21 protein-coding genes are annotated in these 23749 nt (G+C 71.8%); 14 read left to right on the forward strand and 7 right to left on the reverse strand.

What is annotated here, in order from left to right:
- The first annotated feature begins 6 nt into the window (after window positions 1-6).
- The 4 genes from ACWD3E_RS25440 to ACWD3E_RS25455 all read left to right on the forward strand — a co-directional run bounded on the left by ACWD3E_RS25440 (window position 7) and on the right by ACWD3E_RS25455 (window position 4947).
- Window positions 7-750: an ABC transporter ATP-binding protein gene (locus tag ACWD3E_RS25440; protein WP_451389863.1), complete on the forward strand. Its 744-nt coding sequence runs from the start codon at window positions 7-9 to the stop codon at window positions 748-750.
- Window positions 747-3092, forward strand: coding sequence for an FtsX-like permease family protein (locus ACWD3E_RS25445; RefSeq protein WP_451389864.1), 2346 nt, complete (start codon window positions 747-749; stop codon window positions 3090-3092). The genes ACWD3E_RS25440 and ACWD3E_RS25445 overlap by 4 nt, the downstream gene beginning before the upstream one ends.
- A gap of 206 nt (window positions 3093-3298) precedes the next feature.
- Window positions 3299-4132, forward strand: a complete 834-nt coding sequence (locus ACWD3E_RS25450) for a hypothetical protein (protein WP_451389865.1) — start codon at window positions 3299-3301, stop codon at window positions 4130-4132.
- Window positions 4129-4947: a class I SAM-dependent methyltransferase gene (locus ACWD3E_RS25455; RefSeq protein ID WP_451389866.1), complete on the forward strand. Its 819-nt coding sequence runs from the start codon at window positions 4129-4131 to the stop codon at window positions 4945-4947. The genes ACWD3E_RS25450 and ACWD3E_RS25455 overlap by 4 nt, the downstream gene beginning before the upstream one ends.
- Window positions 4948-5040: 93 nt before the next feature.
- Here the strand turns inward: ACWD3E_RS25455 and sodN are convergent, their stop codons facing one another.
- Complete coding sequence (gene sodN / locus ACWD3E_RS25460) at window positions 5041-5436, reverse strand: superoxide dismutase, Ni (protein WP_100828187.1); 396 nt, start codon at window positions 5434-5436, stop codon at window positions 5041-5043.
- 145 nt (window positions 5437-5581) lie between these two features.
- Between sodN and sodX the strand changes: the two genes are divergently transcribed.
- Complete coding sequence (gene sodX / locus ACWD3E_RS25465) at window positions 5582-6016, forward strand: nickel-type superoxide dismutase maturation protease (protein ID WP_451389937.1); 435 nt, start codon at window positions 5582-5584, stop codon at window positions 6014-6016.
- Here the strand turns inward: sodX and ACWD3E_RS25470 are convergent.
- Window positions 5920-6549, reverse strand: coding sequence for a CGNR zinc finger domain-containing protein (locus ACWD3E_RS25470; protein ID WP_451389867.1), 630 nt, complete (start codon window positions 6547-6549; stop codon window positions 5920-5922). The two genes, sodX and ACWD3E_RS25470, sit on opposite strands and share 97 nt — an antisense overlap.
- A 232-nt stretch (window positions 6550-6781) precedes the next feature.
- Between ACWD3E_RS25470 and ACWD3E_RS25475 the strand changes: the two genes are divergently transcribed.
- Both ACWD3E_RS25475 and ACWD3E_RS25480 read left to right on the forward strand, forming a co-directional pair.
- Complete coding sequence (locus tag ACWD3E_RS25475; RefSeq protein ID WP_451351799.1) at window positions 6782-7270, forward strand: SigE family RNA polymerase sigma factor; 489 nt, start codon at window positions 6782-6784, stop codon at window positions 7268-7270.
- Entirely contained in the window at window positions 7267-7998 is a 732-nt protein-coding gene (locus tag ACWD3E_RS25480) for a hypothetical protein (RefSeq protein ID WP_451389868.1), read from the forward strand. The genes ACWD3E_RS25475 and ACWD3E_RS25480 overlap by 4 nt, the downstream gene beginning before the upstream one ends.
- Before the next feature lie 81 nt (window positions 7999-8079).
- Here ACWD3E_RS25480 and ACWD3E_RS25485 read toward each other — a convergent pair whose 3' ends face one another.
- The 3 genes from ACWD3E_RS25485 to ACWD3E_RS25495 all read right to left on the reverse strand — a co-directional run bounded on the left by ACWD3E_RS25485 (window position 8080) and on the right by ACWD3E_RS25495 (window position 10842).
- Window positions 8080-8832: an amino acid ABC transporter ATP-binding protein gene (locus ACWD3E_RS25485; RefSeq protein WP_451389938.1), complete on the reverse strand. Its 753-nt coding sequence runs from the start codon at window positions 8830-8832 to the stop codon at window positions 8080-8082.
- A 77-nt stretch (window positions 8833-8909) separates the two neighbouring features.
- A complete protein-coding gene (locus tag ACWD3E_RS25490) occupies window positions 8910-9848 on the reverse strand; it encodes an amino acid ABC transporter permease (RefSeq protein WP_451351797.1) in 939 nt (312 codons plus the stop codon).
- Between the two features lie 37 nt (window positions 9849-9885).
- Window positions 9886-10842 carry an ABC transporter substrate-binding protein gene (locus ACWD3E_RS25495; protein WP_451389869.1) on the reverse strand — a complete coding sequence of 319 codons (957 nt, stop codon included), beginning with the start codon at window positions 10840-10842 and terminating at the stop codon, window positions 9886-9888.
- A gap of 621 nt (window positions 10843-11463) precedes the next feature.
- Here ACWD3E_RS25495 and ACWD3E_RS25500 point away from each other — a divergent pair.
- On the forward strand, window positions 11464-12684 hold the full coding sequence (locus ACWD3E_RS25500) for an NAD(P)-dependent malic enzyme (protein ID WP_451389870.1): 1221 nt from the start codon (window positions 11464-11466) through the stop codon (window positions 12682-12684).
- A gap of 168 nt (window positions 12685-12852) precedes the next feature.
- Window positions 12853-13818 carry a zinc-binding dehydrogenase gene (locus ACWD3E_RS25505; RefSeq protein WP_451389871.1) on the forward strand — a complete coding sequence of 322 codons (966 nt, stop codon included), beginning with the start codon at window positions 12853-12855 and terminating at the stop codon, window positions 13816-13818.
- Window positions 13819-13864: 46 nt separating this feature from the next.
- Here ACWD3E_RS25505 and ACWD3E_RS25510 read toward each other — a convergent pair whose 3' ends face one another.
- Window positions 13865-15019: a PadR family transcriptional regulator gene (locus ACWD3E_RS25510; protein WP_451389872.1), complete on the reverse strand. Its 1155-nt coding sequence runs from the start codon at window positions 15017-15019 to the stop codon at window positions 13865-13867.
- A gap of 1 nt (window position 15020) precedes the next feature.
- Window positions 15021-15980: a DUF4097 family beta strand repeat-containing protein gene (locus ACWD3E_RS25515; RefSeq protein WP_451389873.1), complete on the reverse strand. Its 960-nt coding sequence runs from the start codon at window positions 15978-15980 to the stop codon at window positions 15021-15023.
- A gap of 242 nt (window positions 15981-16222) precedes the next feature.
- Between ACWD3E_RS25515 and ACWD3E_RS25520 the strand changes: the two genes are divergently transcribed.
- The 5 genes from ACWD3E_RS25520 to ACWD3E_RS25540 all read left to right on the forward strand — a co-directional run bounded on the left by ACWD3E_RS25520 (window position 16223) and on the right by ACWD3E_RS25540 (window position 23673).
- Complete coding sequence (locus ACWD3E_RS25520; protein ID WP_003992906.1) at window positions 16223-16402, forward strand: DUF6104 family protein; 180 nt, start codon at window positions 16223-16225, stop codon at window positions 16400-16402.
- 145 nt (window positions 16403-16547) lie between these two features.
- Window positions 16548-16958: a CU044_2847 family protein gene (locus tag ACWD3E_RS25525; RefSeq protein ID WP_451389874.1), complete on the forward strand. Its 411-nt coding sequence runs from the start codon at window positions 16548-16550 to the stop codon at window positions 16956-16958.
- A complete protein-coding gene (locus ACWD3E_RS25530; RefSeq protein ID WP_451389875.1) occupies window positions 16955-19216 on the forward strand; it encodes a VMAP-C domain-containing protein in 2262 nt (753 codons plus the stop codon). The genes ACWD3E_RS25525 and ACWD3E_RS25530 overlap by 4 nt, the downstream gene beginning before the upstream one ends.
- Before the next feature lie 175 nt (window positions 19217-19391).
- A complete protein-coding gene (locus tag ACWD3E_RS25535) occupies window positions 19392-20432 on the forward strand; it encodes an AAA family ATPase (protein ID WP_451389876.1) in 1041 nt (346 codons plus the stop codon).
- 7 nt (window positions 20433-20439) lie between these two features.
- A complete protein-coding gene (locus tag ACWD3E_RS25540; protein ID WP_451389877.1) occupies window positions 20440-23673 on the forward strand; it encodes an SAV_2336 N-terminal domain-related protein in 3234 nt (1077 codons plus the stop codon).
- Window positions 23674-23749: the final 76 nt, after the last annotated feature.

The following is a 23749-nucleotide window of genomic DNA, read 5'->3' on the forward strand; positions in this document are numbered from 1 at the left end:
CCTGTCATGACCACCGAAAACATCAGCGGCACGACTGCGGGGGCCGGCCCGGCCGCCGTGCGCGAGCAGGAAGTCGTCCGGGTGAGCGGCCTGCGCAAGGAGTACGGCGACACCGTCGCCCTGGACGGGGTGTCGCTGGAGATCGGCGCCGGGGAGGCGGTGGCGGTGATGGGGCCGTCCGGCTGCGGTAAGTCCACGCTGCTCAACATGATCGCCGGCCTTGACCGGCCGAGCGCCGGCCGGGTGTGCGTGCACGGCGAGGACCTGGGCGCGATGAACGAGACCGGGCTGGCGCTCTTCCGGCGCCGCCGGATCGGCATGATCTTCCAGTTCTTCAACCTCATCGACGACCTGCCCACGATCGACAACGTCGCCCTGGCCGCCCAGCTCACCGGAACGCCCACCCGTCAGGCCCGGCGCCGGGCACTGGAACTGCTGGACGAACTCGGCATCGCCGACCGCAGGAACGTCTACCCCGCCGCACTCAGCGGGGGCGAGCGCCAGCGGGTGGCGGTGGCCCGCGCGCTGATGAACCGGCCCGCGCTGCTGCTGGCGGACGAGCCGACCGGCGCGCTGGACAGCCATGCGGGCGAGCAGGTCATGGACCTCCTCATCGACCTCAACGAACTGGGTCAGACCCTGCTGTTGGTGACGCACGATCAGACGCTGGCCATGCGCTGCGCGAGCCGTCTGGTGACGATGGCGGACGGCCGGATCACCAGTGAGCGGACCCTGGAGCGGACGGCATGAGCGCGGTGTGGCGGGCCTCTCGCGCGGCCGTGCGCCGCCGACGACTGCAGACCTCGGTCATCGGTGTGGTGGTCCTGGTCTCCAGCATGGCCCTGGTGGTCGCTCTCGGGCTGCTGGACGTCGCGTCCGGTCCTTTCGACCGGATCTTCGCCCAGGCCCATGGCGCCCACGTCGTCGCCACGTTCGACGCGACGAAGGTCTCCGGCACCAGGCTGGCACGGACCGCGCACCGACCGGGCGTGCGCGCCTCGGCCGGGCCGTTCCCGGAAGCGGTGATCGACCTGCCGCAGAGCGCGGTCGCCGAGCTGCCCGGGATGGGGCCCGGCCCGCTGACCGTGGTGGGCCGGGCGGACCCCGGCGGCCCGGTCGACCGGCTGGACCTGTTCGCCGGGCACTGGGCCACCGGCCCCGGTCAGCTCGTCCTGGAGCTTCCGGACGCGCCCGGGATGGGCGACGGGCCGCACTCTCCGATCGGGAAGCGGATCCGGCTGCCCGGACTGGCGCCGCTGACCGTCGTCGGCCTCGCCTCCAGCGTGAGCGGGACCGCGCAGGCATGGGTCTCCCCGCGGCAGATCGGGGCCCTGCACCCCACGACGTACCAGATGCTGTACAGGTTCGACCGGGCCGCGTCGGCCCGGCAGATCGCGGCGGACACCGCGGCGGTGAGCGCCGGCCTGCCGTCCGGATCGCTGGTCGCCCACCAGTCGTATCTGACGCTGAAGGAGCAGTTCGCGGCCGAGCCCAACACCTTCGTGCCGTTCCTCATGGCCTTCGGCATCCTCGGCCTGCTGGTGGCGGTCCTGATCGTGGCCAATGTGGTGAGCGGTGCCGTCGTGTCCGGCTTCCGGCACATCGGGGTGCTCAAGTCCGTGGGATTCACGCCGATCCAGGTGGTCGCGGTCTACCTGGTGATGGTCTGTGTCCCGGCGACGGCGGGCGCGGCGATCGGCACGGCCCTGGGCGGGGTGGTGGCACGGCCGCTGTTGCGCCAGGTCTTCTACGGCGCTGACTTCGGCTCGGTGACCCTCAGGCCGACGGTCGGCTCCTGGGTGTACGTGACCACGGCGCTGGGCATGCCCGCAGTCGTGCTGCTGGCCGCACTGATCCCGGCGCTGCGCGCGCACCGGCTCTCCGCGGCACTGGCGATCAGCGCGGGTGGCGCGTCCGTTGGCGGGCGGCGGCCGGCGGTGCAGCGGTGGCTGAGCGGAGTGCGGCTGCCGCGCTCGGTGACGCTGGGCCTGGGCCTGCCCCTCGCCCGGCCCGGACGGGCGCTGCTCACCGTCTCCGCCGTACTGCTCGGGGTGGCGACGGTGACCTTCGCCACCGGCCTGTCGGCCACCATGGTCTCCTACAGCGACGCCATCGAGGGCGTGGGCAGGATGCAGGTGGTCGTCTGGGCGGGGCAGGCCAGGTTCGGGGAGACCGTTCCGCAGCACGGCGACGCCGCGACACAGACGCTGCTGCGCTCTCTGCCCCATGCGGCGGACGTGTCCGCCGTGGGCTTCACCCAGGTGCGGATGCTCGGGCAGAGCCAGGACGTGACGATCGAGGGAGCGCGCGGGGGCCGGTCCGTGCTCCAGGACGACCTGGCCAGGGGCCGGTGGACGCGCAGGCCCGGCGAGGTGGTGGCCTCCGGCAGGTTCCTGGCCAAGTACGGTCTGCGCGTCGGTGACTCGTTCACGCTGGGCGCGGCGGGCGGCCGGACGGAGCGCGTGACCCTGGTCGGGGAGGTCATGTCCGGGCCGTCGGACTGGATGCGCGCGGACTGGGCGACGGTGACCGCCCTGGCACCCCACGCGCGGGCCAACCAGTACTGGGTGCGGCTCACCCCCGGAGCCGAGGTCAGCGCCTATACGAAGGCGGTTCGAGCCGCCGATCCCGGGCTCTACCCGTCCGAGCAGCCCTCGGTCAACACCGGGGCGGTGACGGTGATCAGCTCTGCGTCCGTGCTGACCCTGATGCTGACGGCGGTCGCCGCGATGGGGGTGTTCAACACGGTCGTGCTGAGTGCCCGGGAACGGCGGCGCGACCTGGGCATGCTGAAGTCGATCGGGATGACGCCACGGCAGGTCACGGTGATGCTGGTGGTGTCCATGGCCGGGCTCGGTCTGGTCGGCGGGATCCTGGGGCTGCCGCTGGGAGTCGCGGCCTACCGTGTGGTGATCCCGCTGACCGAGCACAGCGCCCATCTCGCCTTCCCGGCACGGATGCTGGACGTGTGGCACCCCGGGACCATGGTGTTGCCGGCGCTGGCCGGGGTGGTGATCGCCGCACTGGGCGCGGTGGTACCGGCGCGTGCGGCGGCCCGGCAGACCATCGCCCGGGTCCTGCACACCGAGTGACCGCCTCCGCCGTGATCACTGCGGAGCTACTCCCACCTGGGGCCGGGCAGGAAGACCAGCGACCAAAGAAATCGCAGGTCAAGTGGCGTGATCGAAGATCAGGCCTTCTTGGTCTCCTAGTAATCGGCCAGGTCCGTACCTACGTCAGCCATCCGCTGCTGGAGCTGTACGTTGAGATCAAGCGGCTTCGAAACGGGGTGTTCGAGTTGTTGCGCGGGCGGCAGCATCCCCGGCAGACCACCGATCTGTACGTCACGGCCTCTCGGTTGTGCGGGCTGTCCGCGCACGTCTGCTTGGACCTGGGCGACTATGACTCTGCCGCCACGCACAGCCGTACCGCCCGGGCGTGCGCCGAGGCGGCCGGCCACGAGGGGATGCTGGCCTGGGTACGGGCTGTGGAGTCCCTGATCGCCTACTGGACCGGGCACCACGAGCGGGCGGCTCGGCTGGCGCAGGCCGGTCGCCGGCACCGGGCGGGCGGGAGCATCGGGGCTCGGCTGGCGAGCCTGGAGGCGCGGGCGCTGGCCATAGTCGGAGACCGGGCGGGTGCCGTATCCGCGCTGGCGGGCGCCGAGCGCTCCCGCGAGGCGATGCGTGGCCACGACGAGGTGCCGGGCATCTTCGCCTTCCCGGCCGCCAAGCAGTTCGCGTACGCGGGGACGAGCCACCTGGCCGTGGGCGGGCGGGAGCACGTCCGGCAGGCCATCGCCAGCGCCGACACCGCGATCCGGCTCTACCGCAGCGCCGAAGACGACGACCAGTCGGTTGGTGACCTGTTCGCCGCCCACGTCGATCTCGCCCGCGGCCACATGCTCCTCGGCGACCTGGACGCTACCGAGGCGATGCTCGGTTTCGTCCTCGGCTCCCCTCCGGAGCGCATGTCGGCCAGCATCGTGCGCCGGCTCACTGCTTTGGGCCAGGAGCTGAGCAGGCCGCAGTACGGTGGAGCCGCGCAGGCCGTACACCTGCGCGAACGACTCCAGCACACGGCCGTCCTTGCAGCCGCACCCGCCGCCCACCCTCCGGAGTTGCCGACGTGACCGAACTGTCCGCCGCACACGACGCCGCCGTCACCGACCGGGGCCGTCTCGCCGGAAGTGCCTACAGCAGTGACCGGGATCTGGCCGCCCGCCAGTCGCTCTATCAGTGGCAGACGCCCCGTTACGACCTGCCAGGCATCGTCGCCGAGCAGCTGAGGGGCGTGAACGGGTGTGTGGTCGATGTCGGCTGCGGCAACGGCAAGTTCATCCAGAGGCTTCGCGACGACCGGCCCGACTTGACCCTGCTGGGCCTGGACATCGCTCCCGGCATCCTCGCCGGTGTCCCTGGCCCGGTTGCCGTTGCGGACGCCACCCGCTTGCCGCTGGCCACGGAGAGCGCCGATGCTGCCTTGGCGTTGCACATGCTTTACCACGTGCCGGACATCCTTCAGGCGGTCAGGGAGCTGTCCCGTGTGGCTGCTCGTGACGGGCTGGTGATCGCTTCCACCAACAGCGATCGGGACAAGGCTGAACTCGACGACCTGTGGCAGCGGGCCGCCGGCGACGTGCTCGGCACCGGACGTGGCCCGGCCCGCATCTCGCTCAGCGCCCGCTTCTCCCTGGAGAAGGCTCCGGCCTTCCTGGGGGAGGAGTTCGGCCGGGTGGAGATACTCGAACTGCCCGGCACCATCATGGTTCACGAACCCGATCCGGTCATCGCGCACATGGCCTCCTACCGGGCATGGGCGGACCAGCACGATGTGCCCTTCGACGCCACGATCGAGCGGGCCCGCACGATCCTCCTCGATCACATCGCCCAGCACGGGGCCTTCGAGGTCACGTGCCTGGGCGGCATCCTCGTCTGCCGTCGCTGAGGGCAGACCCCGCCGTTCCGCTGAGGTCGTCTGCGTACAGGAAGGGGCTCGGTCGGAGGTACCGACCGAGCCCCTTTCCAGGGAGAGAAAGCCTCAGGCCTTCTTGGTCTCCCAGAAGATCTTGTCGATCTGGGCGATGTAGTCCAGCGCCTTCTGGCCCGTCGCCGGGTCGGTGGACGCCTTGGCGGCCGAGAGGGCCTTCAGGGTGTCGTTGACCAGCTGGTGCAGCTCCGGGTACTTCTCGAAGTGCGGGGCCTTGAAGTAGTCGCTCCAGAGCACGGAGACGTGGTGCTTCGCCAGCTCCGCGCGCTGCTCCTTGATGACGGTGGCGCGCGCCTGGAAGTGCGGGTCGTCGTTGGCGGCCATCTTCTCCTGCACGGCCTTCACCGACTCCGCCTCGATGCGGGCCTGGGCCGGGTCGTACACACCGCAGGGCAGGTCGCAGTGCGCGCTGACCTTGACCTTGGGGGCAAACAGGCGGGAAAGCATGGAGCATTCCTTCCTCGTGATCGTCTTCTCAGGTGGGACATTACTCCCTGAGCCACGGGTTTTCGCGAGTGCCCCCTACGGCTTAGGACAAAAGTCCAGGGTCAGACTGAGACTGGTGGAGGAACGGACCGGGGAGGTGCCGGTGATGCCGGAGCTGTCGCAGGAGACCGAGCGGGGGAGGGCCGGGGCGCCCTTCGGAGTGGCCGAGGTGACCGGCCCGTCCATGGTGCCCACGCTCCATCACGGGGACCGGCTGCTGCTGCAGTACGGGGCCGTGGTCAGGCCGGGGGACATCGTGGTCCTGCGTCATCCGTTCCAGCAGGACCTGCTGGTCGTCAAGCGTGCCGTGGAGCGGCGCGAGGGCGGCTGGTGGGTGCTCGGGGACAATCCGTACGCGGGCGGGGACAGCACCGACTACGGGGTGGTGCCGGAGGAGCTGATCCTCGGCACGGCCCGCTTCCGCTACCGCCCGCTCGGCGCCGGTCAGCGTTCGCCGCTGGCGCTGCTGCGCTGGGCACTGTCGGCCGCGAGGCCGCTGTTCTCCCCCCTGTCCGCCTCCAGGCGCTTGCGGGCCCGGTAGGCGGCCACGTTGGCCCGGGTCGCGCAGCGGTCCGAGCAGTAGCGCCTGGAGCGGTTCGTGGAGGTGTCCAGGTAGGCGTTGCGGCACGGCGCCGCCTGGCACAGGCCGAGGCGGTCCACGCCGTACTCGGTCAGGTGGAAGGCCAGGCCCATCGCCGCGATGGCCGCGTAGCCCGCGGTGGCGTTGGACGGGTGGTCGGCCAGGTGCATGTGCCACAGGGGGCGGCCGTCCTCGTCGCGGTGGTCGTGCCCGGAGATCTGCGGGCTGACCGGGAACTCCAGGAGGAGTGAGTTCAGCAGGTCCACGGCGAGCGTCTCGTCGCCCTTGTCGGCCGCCTCGAACACCGCGCGCAGCCGGGCCCGGACCGAGCGGAAGCGTGTGACGTCGGCGTCCGTGGCGCGGCGGGCCGCCGCCGCGTTGACACCGAACAGATCGCGGACGGCCTCGACCGAGGTCAGCGAGTCCTTGCCCCGGGCCGGCTCCTCGCTGTTGACGAGGCGTACGGCGTAATCCGAGTAATAGGCCAGTTCCACTTGTATTCCTTACGGGGCGCTCTGTGGTCGGGAGTGCGGTCGGGTAACAGCGGCGGTAACAGACGGTGGTAACAGACGGTCGTTACTTTAGGGTATTACGCATCCGGGGGAACGCTTCGCCGAGCCGCGGTACGGAAATTCGTACCGCCTCCACTGCGTCCCCGGCAGTCCCCCACCGCACTGGTACGGGTGAGACGGTCCGTACCCGGTGGACCGGCGGAAAGGGGGAGGGATGACGCGGGGCGCGGAAGCGGCTCTGCACGCCTTCGTCGAGGGCAGGCGCACGGCGCTGTTCCGCAGCGCCTACCTGTTGTGCGGCAACCGCGACGAGGCGGAGGACCTCGTCCAGACGACGCTCGTGAAGGTCGTCCTCGGCGCGCGCAGGCACGGGCGGCTGGAGAACCTCGAAGCCTATGCGCGCAAGACGCTGGTCAACACCTTCATCTCGGCCCGCCGCCGCTTCTGGCGGCGCGAGCAGGCCTACGGCGAACTGCCCGACCGGCCCGGCCGGTCGGTCGACAGCGACACGGGTCTGATGGTCCGGGCCGCTCTCGCGGGACTCGCGCCCAGACAGCGGGCGGTGCTCGTGCTGCGCTACTGGGAGGACCTCAGCGTGGCCGCCACCGCCGAGCTGCTCGGGATGCGGGAGAGCACGGTCAAGAGCCACACGGCAAGAGGACTGGCGGCCTTGCGGGCCGCGGTGCTGGAGGAGCACGTATGAGTGACAACGACATGCCGGTACGCGAACTGCTCGGCCGGGCGGTCGACACCGTCCCGGTGCCGGCGGGGCGCGGGAGCGAGAGCGTCTTCGCGCGCGCCTCACGGGTGCGCCGGGGCCGGCGCGCGGCGGCCACCGGCGCGGTGGCGGCGGCGGTGGCGGCGGGAGTCGTCTTCGGCTCGGGCGTGCTGCCCGGCCGGGAGGGCCAGAACGTGGCCGCCTCGCCGACCGCCGCCGAGACGGGCTTCGGGAAGCTGCTGCCCCCGGGCGTCGGCACGGTTCGCGAGGTGTCGCTGGGACAGCTGATCAAGGGCACTAAGAAGCCGCTCGACGTCGCGAAGGTGGGGCCCTACGACGGGGAGTACGCGGTCACCCGCGGCGGGGGCACCGGATTCATCACGGTCCGGGTGGTGAAGAAGGCCCAGAACGTCGAGAAGGCCCCGTGCGCCATGCCCCACGAGAGCCCCCGGAAGGAGAACTGCACCCAGGAGAAGGTCTCCGGCGGCCGCCTGCTGACCCTGTGGCAGTGGCCCGCGCAGAAGGCGGTCCAGCCCGCCTACAGCGGCCCCGAGTTGAACGCCACCCTGCTCCTCAAGGACGGCACGCTGGTGAGCATCCGTGACTGGACCGGCTTCGCCGGCAAGGGAGCCCTCGGCCCGGTGCTGAAGTCGTTCCCGCTGACCCGCACCCAGCTGCGCGAACTGGCCCTGAAGCCACAGCTGTTGCCGTAGGGATACATGAGGCGCAGGCGGACATGACGAAGGGGCGGTACGAGGATCCCGTACCGCCCCCTCACACGCTCACGCGCCGAACTACAGCACCTTGGACAGGAACGACTGCGTCCGCTCGTGCTGCGGGTTCGTCAGGACGTCGCGCGGGTGGCCGGACTCGACCACCACGCCGCCGTCCATGAACACCAGGCTGTCGCCCACCTCGCGGGCGAAGCCCATCTCGTGGGTGACGACGACCATCGTCATGCCCGACTCGGCGAGGTCGCGCATGACGTCGAGAACGTCACCGACCAGCTCCGGGTCGAGGGCCGAGGTCGGCTCGTCGAACAGCATCAGCTTGGGGTCCATAGCCAGGGCGCGGGCGATCGCCACCCGCTGCTGCTGGCCGCCGGAGAGCTGGGAGGGGTAGTTCCCGGACTTGTCCGCCAGGCCGACCCGCGCCAGCAGCTGCTGCGCCCGCTCCCGGGCCTCGCTCCTGCTCTGGCCCTTGACCTGGACCGGCGCCTCCATGACGTTCTCCAGGGCCGTCATGTGCGGGAACAGGTTGAAGCGCTGGAAGACCATGCCGATGTTGCGGCGCTTCATGGCGACCTCGCGGTCGCGCAGCTCGTACAGCTTGTCGCCCTGCTGGCGGTAGCCGACCAGCTCGCCGTCCACGTACAGCCGCCCGGCGTTGATCTTCTCCAGGTGGTTGATGCAGCGCAGGAAGGTCGACTTGCCCGAGCCGGAGGGGCCGATGAGGCAGAACACCTCGCCGGGCTTCACCTCCAGGTCGATGCCCTTGAGGACCTCGACGGGACCGAAGGACTTGTGCACGCCCTCGGACTTGACCATCGGGACGTTGTTGTCCCTCGGCGCGGCCGACGGGGTGTCCGTGCTGTCCGTCTTGCTGAGCTTGCTGTTCTTGTCGCTCATGCGCTCACGGCTCCCCTCGGGCGGCCCAGGGAGAACATGTTGGCCTTCACCTTCTGCCACGGCGTCGGCGGCAGCTGGCGGCTGGAGCCGCGGGCGTAGTACCGCTCGATGTAGTACTGGCCGACGCTCAGCACCGAGGTCATGATCAGGTACCAGGCCGCGGCGAGGAAGTACATCTCCACCGGGGCACCGGAGTTCTGGCCGATGTCCTGGGCGTATCGGAACAGTTCCGGATACTGGACGGCCGCCACGAGCGAGGTCGTCTTCAGCATGTTGATCACTTCGTTGCCCGTCGGCGGCACGATCACGCGCATCGCCTGCGGGATGATGATCCGCCGCAGCGTCTTGCTGTGGCTCATGCCCAGTGCGTGGGCGGCCTCGGTCTGACCCTCGTCCACCGCGAGCAGACCGGCACGGCAGATCTCCGCCATGTACGCCGCCTCGTTGAGGCCCAGGCCGAGCAGCGCCGTCAGCAGCGGCGTCATGAAGTTCGACCAGTAGTCCTTGTAGAACGGCATCAGGTTGATGTACTCGAAGACCAGGCCGAGGTTGAACCAGAGGAACAGCTGGACCAGGACCGGGGTGCCGCGGAAGAACCAGATGTAGAACCAGGCGATGGACGAGGTCACCGGGTTCTTCGACAGGCGCATCACCGCGAGGACGATGCCGCCGACGATGCCGATCAGCATCGACAGGACCGTCAGCAGGAGGGTCTTGCTGACACCGGTCGTGATCCGGTGGTCGAAGAAGTAGTCGGGTACCGCGTGCCAGTTGATCTTGCCCTGGCCGAACGCGTAGATGATCGCGACGAGGAGCGCGATGGCTATGACGGCGGAGACGTATCGTCCGTAGTGCCGGACCGGGATGGCCCTGATGGCCTCCGGGCCGGCCGGGGGCGTGGTGTCCGCCCCGGCCGTCTTGTCGATGTCAGTCACGGGTGTTGCCTCTCAGTGGCCGCTCGGGATGCGCGGGTCACTTGCCGCCGTTGATCACGGACTCCTTGACGGCGCCGTCCTGGGCGCCCCACTTCTGGAGGATCTTCTGGTACTCGCCGTTCTTGATGATCGCGTTCATCGCGGCCTGGAGCGCGTCCCGCAGCTGGGTGTCCTTCTTGGCCACGGCGATGCCGTACGGGGCCGCCTCGACCTGCTGGCCGACGATCTGGAAGTCCTTGCCGCCGCCGGAGGTCTTCACCGCGTACGCGGCGACGGGGAAGTCGGAGGAGGCCGCGTCCACGCCGCCCGAGCGCAGACGGGTCTGCGACTGCTGGTCGTCGTCGAAGGGCTCGATGGTGAGCTTCTTGCCCTTCGGGCACTTCTTGGCCTCGGCCTTGGCCAGGTCGTTGGAGACGGTGCCGCGCTCGACGGCGATCTTCTTGCCGCACAGGTCGGACCAGGACTGGATGCCCTTGGTGTCGCCGTTGCGGGTGTAGATCGAGACACCGGCGGTCAGGTAGTCGACGAAGTCGACGCCCTCGCCGACCTTCTTGCCCGTGTCCGGGTCGACGCCCTCCTGGCGGTTCTTGTTGTCCGTCATGGCGGACATGGCGATGTCGTAGCGGCCCGAACGCAGACCGGTGAGCAGCGCGTCGAAGGTGCCGTTGTCGAACTCGACCTTCACGCCGAGCTGCTTGCCCAGAGCGGCGCCGAGGTCGGGGTCCAGGCCGACGGCCTTGCCGGAGGAGTCCTTGAACTCCACCGGGGCGTACGCGATGTCCGAACCGACCTTGATGACGCCCTTGTCACGGATGTCCTGCGGGAGCTTGCTCGCCAGCGGGGCGCTGGCGGCGGAAGAGCTGTTGTCGTTGCTCTTCTTCTTCGTCTGGTCACCGCAGCCGGTGAGTACCAGGGCGCCTGCGACCGCGATCGCACCGACCGCTACTAGCCGGGAGTGCGCGGCGGTCGTACGACGGGTGGAGCTTGCGGTCATCGTGGGTTCCTCCGGCTGGTGGGAAGAGTTGCCGATGGGTCGACGAGAACACACACCTTCGGGTGTTGCGACCTCGTGGGTTTACGGCATCTTGCCATTCGGACTAGGCCATTCAGGGGCGCTCCCATGTCAAAATCGGATAACGGGTGACCCCCGAACCGGCGCAGGTCGGTACAACCTCGGCCCATCGCCACCGAACCATCTGCGGAAATCAAGCTTTCCTGCCGGAAAACCTTCGGCGTGTCTCACGATGTGGTCCGGCCGGGTCGCGCCTTTTGTGTCATTCGAACCCTGCGCGCACCCCGCCAAACCCGGCAGGAGCCCCCGCATGCGGTCGTCTTGACGATCACTCGAGAATCGGTACATCCGTCAGCGGCACGTCATCTTCCGGTGGCTTTCGGATCCCAGGATGTGACCTTGTACCCAATGGACTCGTCGTGGGCACCGTCCGTCCGGTAAGAAGGTTCTTTACACCCCTCATCCGGGGCTCAGGGCGCGTGTGCGGCGCGCCCGTCGCGCAGGGCCTGTACGTATCAGCAATCGGGCCGTGCGCGGTGCCCGCCCACCCCTCACCAGGAGTGGTCGACCCTCAAACCATGCATACCTAAGGGGTAAAACGAAGTGGCAGCGGAGACCGTCAATCCTCGCAGCGACAATACGGATCAGGACGGGGCCACCGAGCCTCTCGATTCCATCGATCCGGCGTTCGCGCTGCACCGTGGCGGCAAGATGGCCGTGCAGGCCACCGTGCCGGTCCGCGACAAGGACGACCTTTCCCTCGCGTACACGCCCGGCGTCGCGCGCGTGTGCACCGCGATCGCGGAGCAGCCGGAGCTGGTCAACGACTACACGTGGAAGTCCAACGTGGTCGCCGTCGTGACCGACGGAACGGCCGTGCTCGGACTCGGGGACATCGGTCCCCAGGCCTCGCTCCCCGTCATGGAGGGCAAGGCGATCCTGTTCAAGCAGTTCGGCGGCGTGGACGCCGTGCCGATCGCGCTCGACTGCACGGACGCCGACGACATCGTCGAGACCGTGGTCCGGCTCGCCCCGTCCTTCGGCGGTGTGAACCTGGAGGACATCTCGGCGCCCCGGTGCTTCGAGATCGAGCGCCGGCTCCAGGAGCGCCTGGACATCCCGGTCTTCCATGACGACCAGCACGGTACGGCCGTCGTGACGCTCGCGGCGCTGCGGAACGCGGCGCGGCTGAGCGGGCGCGAGATCGGGCAGCTGCGCGCCGTCATCTCGGGCGCCGGCGCGGCCGGTGTCGCCATCGCGAAGATGCTCGTCGAGGCCGGCATCGGTGACGTGGCGGTGGCGGACCGCAAGGGCGTCGTGTCCGCCGACCGCGAGGACCTGACCTCGGTCAAGCGGGAGCTGGCCTCCTTCACGAACAAGGCGGGCATCACCGGCTCGCTCGAGACCGCGCTGGCGGGCGCCGACGTCTTCATCGGCGTCTCCGGCGGTACGGTCCCGGAGGAGGCCGTGGCCTCCATGGCCGAGGGTGCCTTCGTCTTCGCGATGGCCAACCCGAACCCGGAGGTGCACCCGGACGTCGCGCACAAGTACGCGGCGGTCGTCGCGACCGGGCGGTCGGACTTCCCGAACCAGATCAACAACGTGCTGGCCTTCCCCGGGATCTTCGCGGGCGCCCTTCAGGTGCGGGCCACGCGGATCACGGAGGGTATGAAGATCGCGGCGGCCGAGGCGCTGGCCTCGGTGGTCGGGGACGACCTTGCCGCGGACTACGTGATTCCGTCGCCGTTCGACGAGCGCGTCGCTCCGGCCGTCACCGCGGCGGTCGCGGCTGCGGCTCGGGCCGAGGGCGTTGCCCGGCTCTGACGTTGTGGTGAATGGCCCCGCCCGGTCGGGCGGGGCCGTTTTCTTCGCCCGCCTGCCCGCCCGCCAGTTCGGGTCACTGGGGAGGCGGGCTGTTGATTTGTGCAAGAGGGCGTGTGTCACAGGCACTTGTGGTTCCGTCCGTTGCGTTGCGCACCTATCGTCGGCTGCATGTTCGCTGTCTACGCCGCCCGAATCGACCGCGACCAGCCGCTTTCCGGCCTTGAGCTGGGGGAGCGCCCGGCGCCCGAGGCCCGCCCCGGCTGGAGCACGGTCAATGTCAGGGCCGCCTCCCTGAACCACCACGACCTCTGGTCCCTGAGAGGCGTGGGCCTCCCGGAGGACCGGCTGCCGATGATCCTCGGCTGCGACGCCGCCGGAGTGGACGAGGACGGCAACGAAGTCGTCCTGCACTCCGTCATCGGCCAGACCGGCCACGGCGTCGGCCCGAACGAGCCGCGCTCCATCCTCACCGAGCGCTACCAGGGCACCTTCGCCGAGCAGGTCGCCGTGCCGACCTGGAACATCCTGCCCAAGCCCAAGGAGCTGTCCTTCGCGGAGGCCGCCTGTCTACCGACCGCCTGGCTGACGGCGTACCGGATGCTGTTCACCAACGCCGGGGTACGGCCCGGTGACTCGGTCCTCGTGCAGGGTGCGGGCGGCGGTGTCGCCACGGCCGCGATCGTGCTCGGCAAGGCGGCCGGTCTGCGGGTCTTCGCCACCAGCCGGGACGAGGCCAAGCGGAAGCGGGCGCTGGAGCTGGGCGCCGTCGAGGCGGTCGAGCCGGGAGCGCGGCTGCCGCAGCGGGTGGACGCCGTCATCGAGACGGTCGGCGCCGCCACCTGGTCCCACTCGGTGAAGTCGCTGCGGCCCGGCGGCACGCTGGTCATCTCCGGCGCCACCAGCGGCGACCGGCCCTCGCACGCCGAGCTGACCCGGATCTTCTTCCTCGAACTGAAGGTCGTCGGCTCCACCATGGGCTCCAAGGAGGAGCTGGCCGAACTGCTCTCCTTCTGCGCCACGGCCGGGGTGCGGCCCGTCATCGACGAACTGCTCCCGCTGGACCGGGCCCGGGAGGGCTTCGAACGGCTCGCGTCCGGCGAGCAGTTCGGCAAGATCGTGCTCACCAACTCCTGACGTCCCCGGGCGGGTCCGGGGTACCGGGCCCGCCCCACGGGGTGACTCAGGGCTTCGGGGCGCGCAGTGCCGCCCCGATGTGCGCCGCCGCCGTCGACAGGTGGCGGCGGGCGTCGCGGAGCTGGTCGGCGGTGACGCCGTGGTCGCGGGCCGCGTCGCGGATGTCGTCGCGGAAGCGGTCCAGCAGGCGGTCCAGGTCGCGGGCCGGGTCGCCGGTGGAGTCCTCGTGCGCCCAGGCCGGTTCGTACGCGGCCGGGAAGTCCTCCGGGGTGGCGGAGTAGTCGGGGAGGGGTGCGCCGGGGGCGGTGGCCGTGGCCGGCTCGCCGGCAGGGCGGCCGGAGTCCCGGTCCTTGCCGGGCTCCTCGGCGGTTCCCTTCCCGGATTCCTTGGCGGGTTCCTTCCCGAAGTCCGTCTTGACCCCCCTTCCGAAGCCGTTTCCAAAGTCCTTTCCGAACTCGCTGAATTCCTTGGCCAGTTCGGTCAGGCCCTCCCGTACGCCGGTCGGCCAGTCGCCGCGCGTGAAGTGGTCCTGGACGCGGTCCTGGACCCGGCGGGCGATGCGCTGCATCTCCTCCTGGGCCTGGGCCCGCGCCTCGGCCTGGGCCTCGGCCTGGGCCTCCTGGGCCTGGCGACGGGCCCGCTGAGCCTCGTCACGGGCCCGGCGGCTCTCGTCCTTGGCGCGGCGGGCCTGCTCCTTCCACTCCTGCTTGACCCGGCGCAACTCCTCCTTGGCGGCCCGCCAGGCCTCCTTGTCGGTCAGCTCGCCGTACTCCGCGAAGGGGCCCTCCGCGGCGCCGCCCGCCTTCGCGCCCCGGCGGGCCTCGGAGGCGGCGGCGCGCATCTCGCGGCGCAGATCGCCGGCCGCGCCGCGCACGTCGGCCCTTATCTCGGCGGCGAGTTCCGCGACCGACTCACGGATCTCCAGCTCCAGGTCGGCCAGTTCACCACTGCGGTCGGCCAGTTCGGCGCGGCCGGCGTCCGTGATGGCGTACACCTTGCGGCCGCCCTCGGTGGTGTGCGTGACCAGGCCCTCGGCCTCCAGCTTGGCCAGCCGGGGGTAGACGGTGCCCGCCGAGGGCGCGTACAGCCCCTGGAAGCGTTCTTCGAGGAGCCTGATCACCTCGTAGCCGTGGCGCGGGGCCTCGTCGAGCAGCTTGAGCAGGTAGAGGCGGAGGCGGCCGTGGGCGAAGACGGGGGGCATGTCAGAGCACCTTCTTGTGGGTCGTGCCGTCGGCCGGGACGCTGTCGGCGTCGGCATCCTGACCGGAGACGGAATTGTCCCCCGGGGCGGCCGCGGTGCCGGTCGCGGGGTCGGCCCCCGGGCCGGACGCGGTCCGGGCGGCGTCCTCCTCGTCCTCCCGTGGCGGGCGGCGCAGCAGGGCGATCGAGCCGGAGACCGTGGTGGCCCGCAGCCTGCCGTTGCCCGCGCCGAGGCGGCCGGTGATCTTGTGGGCGCCCCACTGGCCGTGCACCCGCAGGCCGTCGAAGGCGTTGGAGATCATGCCGCTCGCCGTGTTCGCCTCCACCTCCGCGTCCGCCGGGTGCGGCAGGCGGATGGCGATCTCGCCGGAGACGCTGGTCAGGCTGACGTCCGTGGGGCCGTCCGGGTCCAGGTCGATGATCATGGAGCCGCTGACGGAGTCGGCCCGCACGGAGGGGCCGGAGCCCTCCAGCACGGTCAGGTCGCCCGAGACCGAGTTGAAGCGCAGCTCGCCGGTGACGGACTGGGCCTCCAGGTTCCCGGACACGGTGTCCGCGCGGACGGGGCCGGAGAGGCCGACCAGGGTCGTGTCGCCGGTGACGCCCTTGACCGTCGCGGGGCCGCTGATGCCCGAGACGACCGCCGCGGCGCCCACCACGCCCACCTCCATGCGTGTGCCCGCCGGGACCGTGAGGGAGACGACGGCGCTGCGCCGCCAGCCCTTGCGGTCGAGCCACTTGAGGAAGCCCTTCCAGGGCAGGTCCTCGTACGCCACCGTGAGGATGCCGCCCTTCAGGGTGACCGTCAGCGGTGGGCCCTCGATGTCCGAGACCTCCAGGCGTGCGGAACCTTCGTCCGTGCCCACGACGTTCACCGTTCCGTTGACGATGCGTACGTTCAGGTCGCTCACGGGGGTGTCGAAGGTGAGCTTCTGGGGCTCGGTGACGGACCACTCGGGCATGGGGACCTCCTCGGCCGAACAGGAGTCGCGACACGCCATATCGCGTCTTCCGAGATTCACGATATATCGCGGACGGGGAAAGTCAAGACACCCTTTCGTGTGAGCGCCTGGCGCATGGGACGCTGGGGCCGGCGTACGAGGGGACGCGCGGGCGCGGGCGGCTCGTGCGCCTACGCTTGTCCCTGGACCCACCGGTGGCGGAACAGCCGCTGGTCTGGATGTATACGCAGGAGACGCACCCCATGTACTTCACCGACCGCGGTATCGAGGAGTTGGAGAAGCGGCGCGGCGAGGAGGAGGTCACCTTCGAGTGGCTTGCCGAACAGCTGCGCACGTTCGTCGATCTCAACCCCGACTTCGAGGTGCCCGTCGAGCGGCTCGCCACCTGGCTCGCCCGCCTGGACGACGAGGACGACGAGTAAGCCGTAAGACGCGTAACCGAACGCGTAACCGATCGCGTAACCAGGCGTGTCATCAGGCGTGTAATCAGCCGTATCGTCCGCGGCCCCTCCCTCTCCCCTTCCTCGGGAGTTAGCCTTCTCCTCCCATTCGGTGAACGGGGGCGTCATGGGTGGAGGAGTCGAACGCATCCGGCTGGACGACGGGACCGTCGTCTGGGCCAGGGTCGGCGCGGCCGACGGGAGTGCGCTGGACGGGGGCGGCTACTGGGACACCGGGTTCGGGGACCGGGTCATCGACATGGCGGACGGACTCGCCGGCACGGTGGGCGGAATCGTGCGCTCCCTGCGCGCCGGTCTGGACACCCCGGCCCCGGTAGAGGTGTCCGTCAGCTTCGGAATCGAACTGACGGCGCAGTCCGGCAAGATCGTGAGCGCCATCGGGCAGGGAGGTGGCAAGTCCTCCCTGACGGTGTCCCTGACCTGGACCGAACCCGCCGCGACGGCCCCCGGCGCCGACCCCGCGGCGGCCGGCGGCGGCGCCGTACCGCCCGGATCTCCGGACCCCGACGGCGCATGAGCGCCTTCAGCGAGATGGTGCGCCCCTCCCTCGCGCGCATCGGAGCACCGCGTAACGGGTATGCAACGGACCGTGACCCGTACTGGGGATCAGGGTTCTTCGTGGCCCCCGGCTGGATGCTGACCTGCGCCCATGTCGTGGGGCACGGGGGAGCCGCGGTGTGCCGAGGGGAGAGCGCGATGAGCGTGACCTGGCTGGAGCGCACCGCCGTCGGCGCCTGGGAGGAGCGCACCGGCGAGGGGACGGCCGTCCTCGTCACGCCCCTGCCCGAGGCCGGACAGGCGCTGCGCGAGCCGTGGCCGTTCCCCGACCTCGCGCTGGTCCGGGTGAGCGGCGCCGACGACGTGCCCTGCCTGTGGCTCGCCGACCGGGAACCGGGCGCCTGCACCCCGGCCGGGCTGTACGGCTGGTCGGTGCAGACCGGTGAGCCGGGCATCCGGCACGGCACCGGGGAACTCGCCGGTGCCGACGGCCCGTTCCTGATGCTGTCCGGGAGTCTGCCGATCGGCGGGCTGTCCGGCGGGCCGGTGCTCGACCTCGGGCACGGCTCCGTCGTCGGCGTGATCAAAGGGCGCGGCCGGGAGGAGGGGCTCGTCGTCCCGGTCACCGCGCTGTACGAGCTGCTGAACACGCGCGACGGAGGCCGCGTGGTGCGCGAGGTGCTGCGCGCGCACGACCGGTACCACCTCGGCCGCCTCGACGCCCCGTCGCAGTACCCGGACTGGACGGTCCTCCAGGCCGCCCTGCCCGCGCATCTGCCGCCCGCCTCCGGGATCGGCGCCGAGCTGCGGACCCGGCTCCACGGCCACCTGGCAGAGCTGCCGCCACCGTCCGGAGCGGGCGAGATCGTGCACCTCGTGGACGAGGTCAAGGAGCAGGTGCGCGGCGAACGGCTGCGGTCGCCGGTGCTCCAGAACGTGCGCACCTGGCGCCAGGGCGCGGGGCTGCTGTACGGGCTGCGCACGCTTGAGCAGGGCGGCGGCGGCACGCTGGTCGACCTCGACGCCGTTCTGCTGTACGCGGCCAAGGTGGCCCGCAGGACCGCCCGGCAGCGGGCCGGCGAGGTGGCGCCCGGGCGGCTGCGGGCCTTCGCCGACTGGATCGCGGGCCAGGCCGACGGCCACCGCCACTGGGCGGTCGGCGAGGCCATCCGGGCCCTGCTGGACGGCATGGACGGCATGGACGGCCTGGATGGCACGGGCGGCATCGACGACGATCAGGACCGCCGCGCCGACGGTCCCTTGGACACCCTGCCCGCGATCGAGACCGGGCAGCTCGATCCCACCCCGTCCCAGCCGCCTGCCGAAGGCCGTACCGATGTGCTCGTCAAGGTCGGTGCGCCGATGTACGGCGGGCGTTACCCGTGGAGCGTGCAGCTGCTCTACGACGGCCAGGACGTCACCCCGGTCGACGGCGACGACCGGGGCGTGCGTGCCGAGGAGTTGGCCGAGGTGCTCCGGGGGCCGCTCGCCCTCGCGCTGAGCCAGGGCGACCACGGGGAGCACCTGGCCGCCATCGAGGTGTTCCTGCCGAGCAAGCTGTTCGATCTGCCGGTGGACGAGTGGCAGCTGCTGCCGGACGGGGCCGGCCCTCCCGCCCGCTCCGAAGGCGACTCGGACGACGACGGTGACGACTACGACTTCCGTGACGACAGCGACTTCGGTGACGACGGCGACTTCGTGGACGAGCGGTCGATACCGCTCGGGATGCGCCGGACCGTCGTCATCCGGGACGTCCGGCGCCATCACCGGCCGCCTTCCCCGGAGTGGCGCCGCCGCTGGCGGGGCGCGACACGCGGGCCGCTGGCGCACGAGTCGCTGCACGGGCGGCCCCCCGCCGACGGCCACCCGGCCGGGGCGCGGATCGGCGGCAAGCTCCCGTACTACGGCGCCCTGTCGGCGATGGGGGACGCGTGCGTGCCGGTGTACTGCGGTCCCGTGGGCAGCGGCGAGGGGCAGGCGGCGATGAAGGACGCGCTGATGGCCGGGCACTCGGTGGTGCTGTGGCGCCGCGACCGGCACGATCACGACGAGTGCGGGGACTTCCACCGCCAGGCCGCCCAGGTGCTGGGACTCGCCAAGCATGCCGACGGGCTGCACGGCCCGGTGCGGGACCTGCGGATACGGCTGGCCGACCCGGACACCGCCCGGGCTCAAGGCCTGCGTGGCAAGCTCGCCGTACTGCTGGACCCGCCGGACCGGCCCCCGTACGGCACGGAGACCATGCGACCGCCGCCGCTGGCCGCACCCGGCGGCTGAACCGCCCGTGGCTGACCGGACGTACCGTCAAATTGCTTGAAAAGCAGGGGTGTTGCCTCGGCCGGAACCGAATGGGAAGCGCACCGAACCTCGGCAGGCACGGCCGGCGAGCGGTAGCCTCATGGTCGGCCGGCCGGGCCCGCTGCATGATCACCAGAGCCGGGAGGAGCCCAAGGTGAACGACTGGCGGATCTACCGTGGAGTGGGTCAGCCGCACGACGGCATCCAGCGGTTGCCCGAACCACCGCCCTGGCGCGACTTCGCGGCGTCCCGGTACGGCGCGGATCCCGGCCCGGAGGACGGTTCGGAGTCCGGCCTGGAGGATCCCAGCAGCGCCCGCCGCCTCGGTGTCCGCCGCCGCGTGGTCGAGAACTACGCGCCCCGGCCCGCCGAGGTCGACGCCGTGAACGCCGCGCTGTATCTGCGCCGGCCCCTGCTGGTCACCGGCAACCCGGGCACCGGCAAGTCGACCCTGGCGTACGCGATCGCCCACGAACTCGGCCTGGGCAGGGTGCTGCGCTGGCCCATCGTCAGCCGCACCACCCTCCTGGACGGGCTCTACCGCTACGACGCGATCGGCCGACTGCAGGACGTCCAGCTGGAGCGCGCGGGGGGCGGGGACGGGGCCGCCGCCACCGCCTCCGGCATCGGCTCGTATATCCGGCTCGGTCCGCTCGGCACCGCGCTGCTGCCCTCCGAGCTGCCCCGCGTCCTGCTCATCGACGAGCTGGACAAGAGCGACCTCGACCTGCCCAACGACCTGCTCAACACCCTGGAGGAGGGCGAGTTCTCCATCCCGGAGCTGGAGCGGCTCGCCGACCGAGAACCCGTGGTGGACGTGCTCACCCACGACGGTGACCGGATCGCCGTGCACGGCGGTCGGATCGCCTGCACCTCCTTCCCGGTGATCGTCCTGACCTCCAACGGCGAACGCGACTTCCCCGCCCCGCTGTTGCGCCGCTGCATCCAGCTGGAGCTGGACCCCCCCGGCGAGGAGCAGCTGACCGCCATGGTCGAGGCCCACCTCGGTACCGACGGCGTCGAGGGCGGCGCCGATCTGATCCGCAGATTCCTGGCGCGCGAACCCGGTGAGGTGCTCGCCGCCGACCAGCTTCTCAACGCCCTCTTCCTCACCCGGCACGACCCGCGGGCGCAGAGCCTCACCCGGGAGCGGATCGCGGAGATGCTCATGCAGCCGCTCGACCGTACGAGGTGAGGGACGGATGCCGGGGATGCGGCTGGACGAGCTGATCGGGAAACTGCGCCGGGGCGGGCTCGACGTCACCGCCGAGGACGTGGCGGACGCGCTCTGGCTCGCCCGTTCGCTCGGCGCGGCACCGCACGGCGCAGACTCCGAGCCGTCCGCACCTCCCTCCGGCAGCCGATTCGCCGACGTACCCGACGCAGACGTACCTCCGGCCGCCGAGCCGTCCGCCGGCCCCCCGGAGCCGTACGACGGCCCCGAGCCGCGGCGCACGCCCGCGGGCCTGCCTGCCGTCCCGCTGCACACCCCGGGCTTCGGGCCGCGCACGCGGACCGAGGACGCCACCCTGGACGGCGGGGCCTCCTCGGCGCCCTACGCCTCCTTCCCCGTACGGGCCCCCGCCGCCGGTGCCCTGCCCGGACTGCTCGGACTGGAGCGGGCGTTGCGCGCGCTCGGCCGCTACCGGACCGCCTCCCTGCGCGACCGGGACGAGCGGATCGACGAGGAGGCCACGGCCGACCGGGCCGCCGCCAGCGGCATCCTGCTCCCCGTCACCCGGCCGGTGCGCCGCCCGCGCTGCGAGGTCCAGCTACTCATGGACACCGGGCCCGCGATGGCCGTGTGGGGGCGGCTGGTCGAGGAACTGCGCCAGGCCTGCCAGCAGTCCGGCGCGTTCGTCTCCGTCCGCGTCCACCACCTGTACGCCGACGAATCCGGAGCCCCGGTCATCGGTACGACCGCCGGTCCCGGCCGGCGCACCCGGCTGCGCCCGGCCGACCAGCTGCACGACCCCACCGGCCGCCGGATCACCTTCGTCATCAGCGACTGCGTGGGCCCCCTGTGGCAGAACGGCAGCGCCCAGCGCCTGCTGCACGCCTGGCCGCGCACTGCCCCGCTGGCCGTCGTCCAGCCGCTGCCGCCGCGGCTGTGGGGCCGCACCGCGCTGCCCGCCGAGCCCGGCCGGCTGGTCCGGTCCGCCGACGCGGGCGGGCGCCTGGACTTCCTGCCGGACGACGAGCCCTGGGACGAACCGGACCCGGGCGCCCGGCCCGTGCCGGTGCTGCAGCCCACCCCGGAGGCGTTCGAGGCCTTCGCGCGGCTGCTCGGCGGCACCGGGCCCACGAGTGAACACGCCTGGGCCGCCTACGCGGGAACCGGTACGACGGCCCCGGTCGCACCCCCCGCCCCCGTGCAGCGCAGTGAGGACGACCTGCTGCGCGCCTTCCGCGCCGGAGCCTCGCCCGGCGCCCTCCGGCTGGCCGTCTACTTCGCCGCGGCCCCGCTCACGCTGCCCGTGATGCAGCTGGTCCAGCGGGCGATGCTGCCCGACACCGGCCCGATGGAACTGGCCGAGGTGCTGCTCGGCGGGCTGCTGCGGCAGCTTCCCGGGACCGAGGACCAGCCCTGCTTCGTGTACCCCCAACGGGTCCAGCACCTGCTGCTGGCCTCCCTCGACCAGCACACCGCCTCCCTCGTCCTCAAGCACTGCTCGGCCTATGTGGAACGGCACTTCGGGAAGGGCACCCGCAACTTCGCCGCCCTCGCCTCGGCCCGGCTCGCCGACCAGGACCCGGCCGCGGGCGCCGACGCGGGCACCGGGGGGCCCGCCGAGGGCACCGGGCCGCGGGACGGCGGGGGCGGGGTCGAGGCCGAACTCTTCGCGCGCGTGCCCGCCCGCGTCCTGCGCTTCTACCTGCCGGGCCTGATCCCCTCCGACCCGCTGGCCGAGGCCGAGCACCTGCTCGACCAGTTCCACCAGCTGGCCGACCCGGAAGTGCTGCGCCGCGCCCGGGAACAGGCCCTGGCCGCGGCGACCGGCACCGAGCCCGGTCCGGGGGCCGACGGCGCCGCCGAGCCCGGCGCCCGGGCCCGCCTCGTGCTCGGCCGCGTGCTGCGCGCCGAGGCCGGCACGGCCGCCGCGCGAGCGGCGGGCCGACGCACCGAGCTGCTGCGCGAGGCCGCCGCCGAACTCGCCGCGGCCCACGCGGACGCTCCCGCCGACAGCCGCGTACGAGCCGATGCCGCCCTCGAACTCGCCTCCTGCCACCGCGAACTGTGGCAACAGACGGCAGAGTCGGCCGCCCTCACCGCCGCGCTGGCCCCTCTGGCCGCCGACAGCCCGCCGTGGCCGGGGGTGGCCGAGCGGGCCAGGGGGTGGTACCGCCACCACGGCCGGGCCGACCGAGACGTCACGGACGAGGTGCCCCGGGAGGTGGCCGCGCACCGGGCTCGGGCTCTGCTGCGCGGGCGGATTCTGCTCGATCTCGGGCGCCCTGGGGTGGCCGTCGCCGAACTCCGCGAGGGGTGTGACCTGTTGGCGGCCGAGGGGGCTGGTGACGGGGTGCGGGCGCCTGCCTTGCTGGATCTCGCGCGGGCCCTGCGGGGAGCCGGGGCCGATGGTGCCGAGGCGCGCGAGACGTTGCTGCTGGCCCAGCGGGTCGCCGGGCGCGATCCCGCCCTGCTGCTGCCCTGTCTGGCCGCGCTGGCCGCCTTCCACGACGGGACGGGCGAGCACCGGGAGGCCGACGAGACGTACGAGCGGGCCGTGTTGCTCGCGCCTGCTGATGGCGCCCAGCGCGGGCGGCTTCTCACCGCCTGGGGCGAGTCGCTGCTCAGGCGGGCGTCCGGGCCGGACGGCGCGGACGTCGTGGACCGGGCCGAGTACGTGCTGCGCGAGGCGCTGAACTCGCTGCCCGCGAGGTCCGCGGACCGCGGCCGGCTGCAGGGCCTGGTCGGCAGCGCGCTCGCCCAGCGGTTCCGCCATGTCGGCTTCCTGCCCGACCTGTTCGAGAGCCGGCACCTGCTCGGCCAGGCGGTGCGCGCGGCGGCCGACCCGGCCGTACGGGCCGAGGCCTGGCTGCAGTTGGGGCGGGTACGGCTGGAGGGCTGGTACCACGCCGGGGCGCCGGTGCTGATGGAGGCGCTGCAGGCGTATGAGAACGCCGAGCGGGAGGCACGGGCCGCCCACGGCGGCGACCCCGGCTCGGTGACGGCCGCACGAGCCCGGTACGCCGCCGGCACGGTGCTCACGCTGATGGGGCGGCCCCGCGCGGCCCGTGACGCCCACCGGGCGGCCCGCGAGCAGTGGCAGCGGCTCGTTGGCACGCTGAACGAGGTCGACTGGGCGGATGTCGAGCTGTCCCGGCGGGCCGAGGAGGAGTCCGGGGAAGCCGCTGTGGACGACGGCCGTTCGATGCCGGAGTCGCAGTGGCGGGAAGCGGTTCCGCCGTGGTGGCCCTGGACCGGCGAGTAGGCGAACTGGTCGGCAATTGACCGGAGTTGATCGATTCAGGGTTTCTGCTCCCTGCGCCTCGGGAAGAACTGGGCAG

Source organism: Streptomyces sp. NPDC002676 (assembly GCF_053592455.1).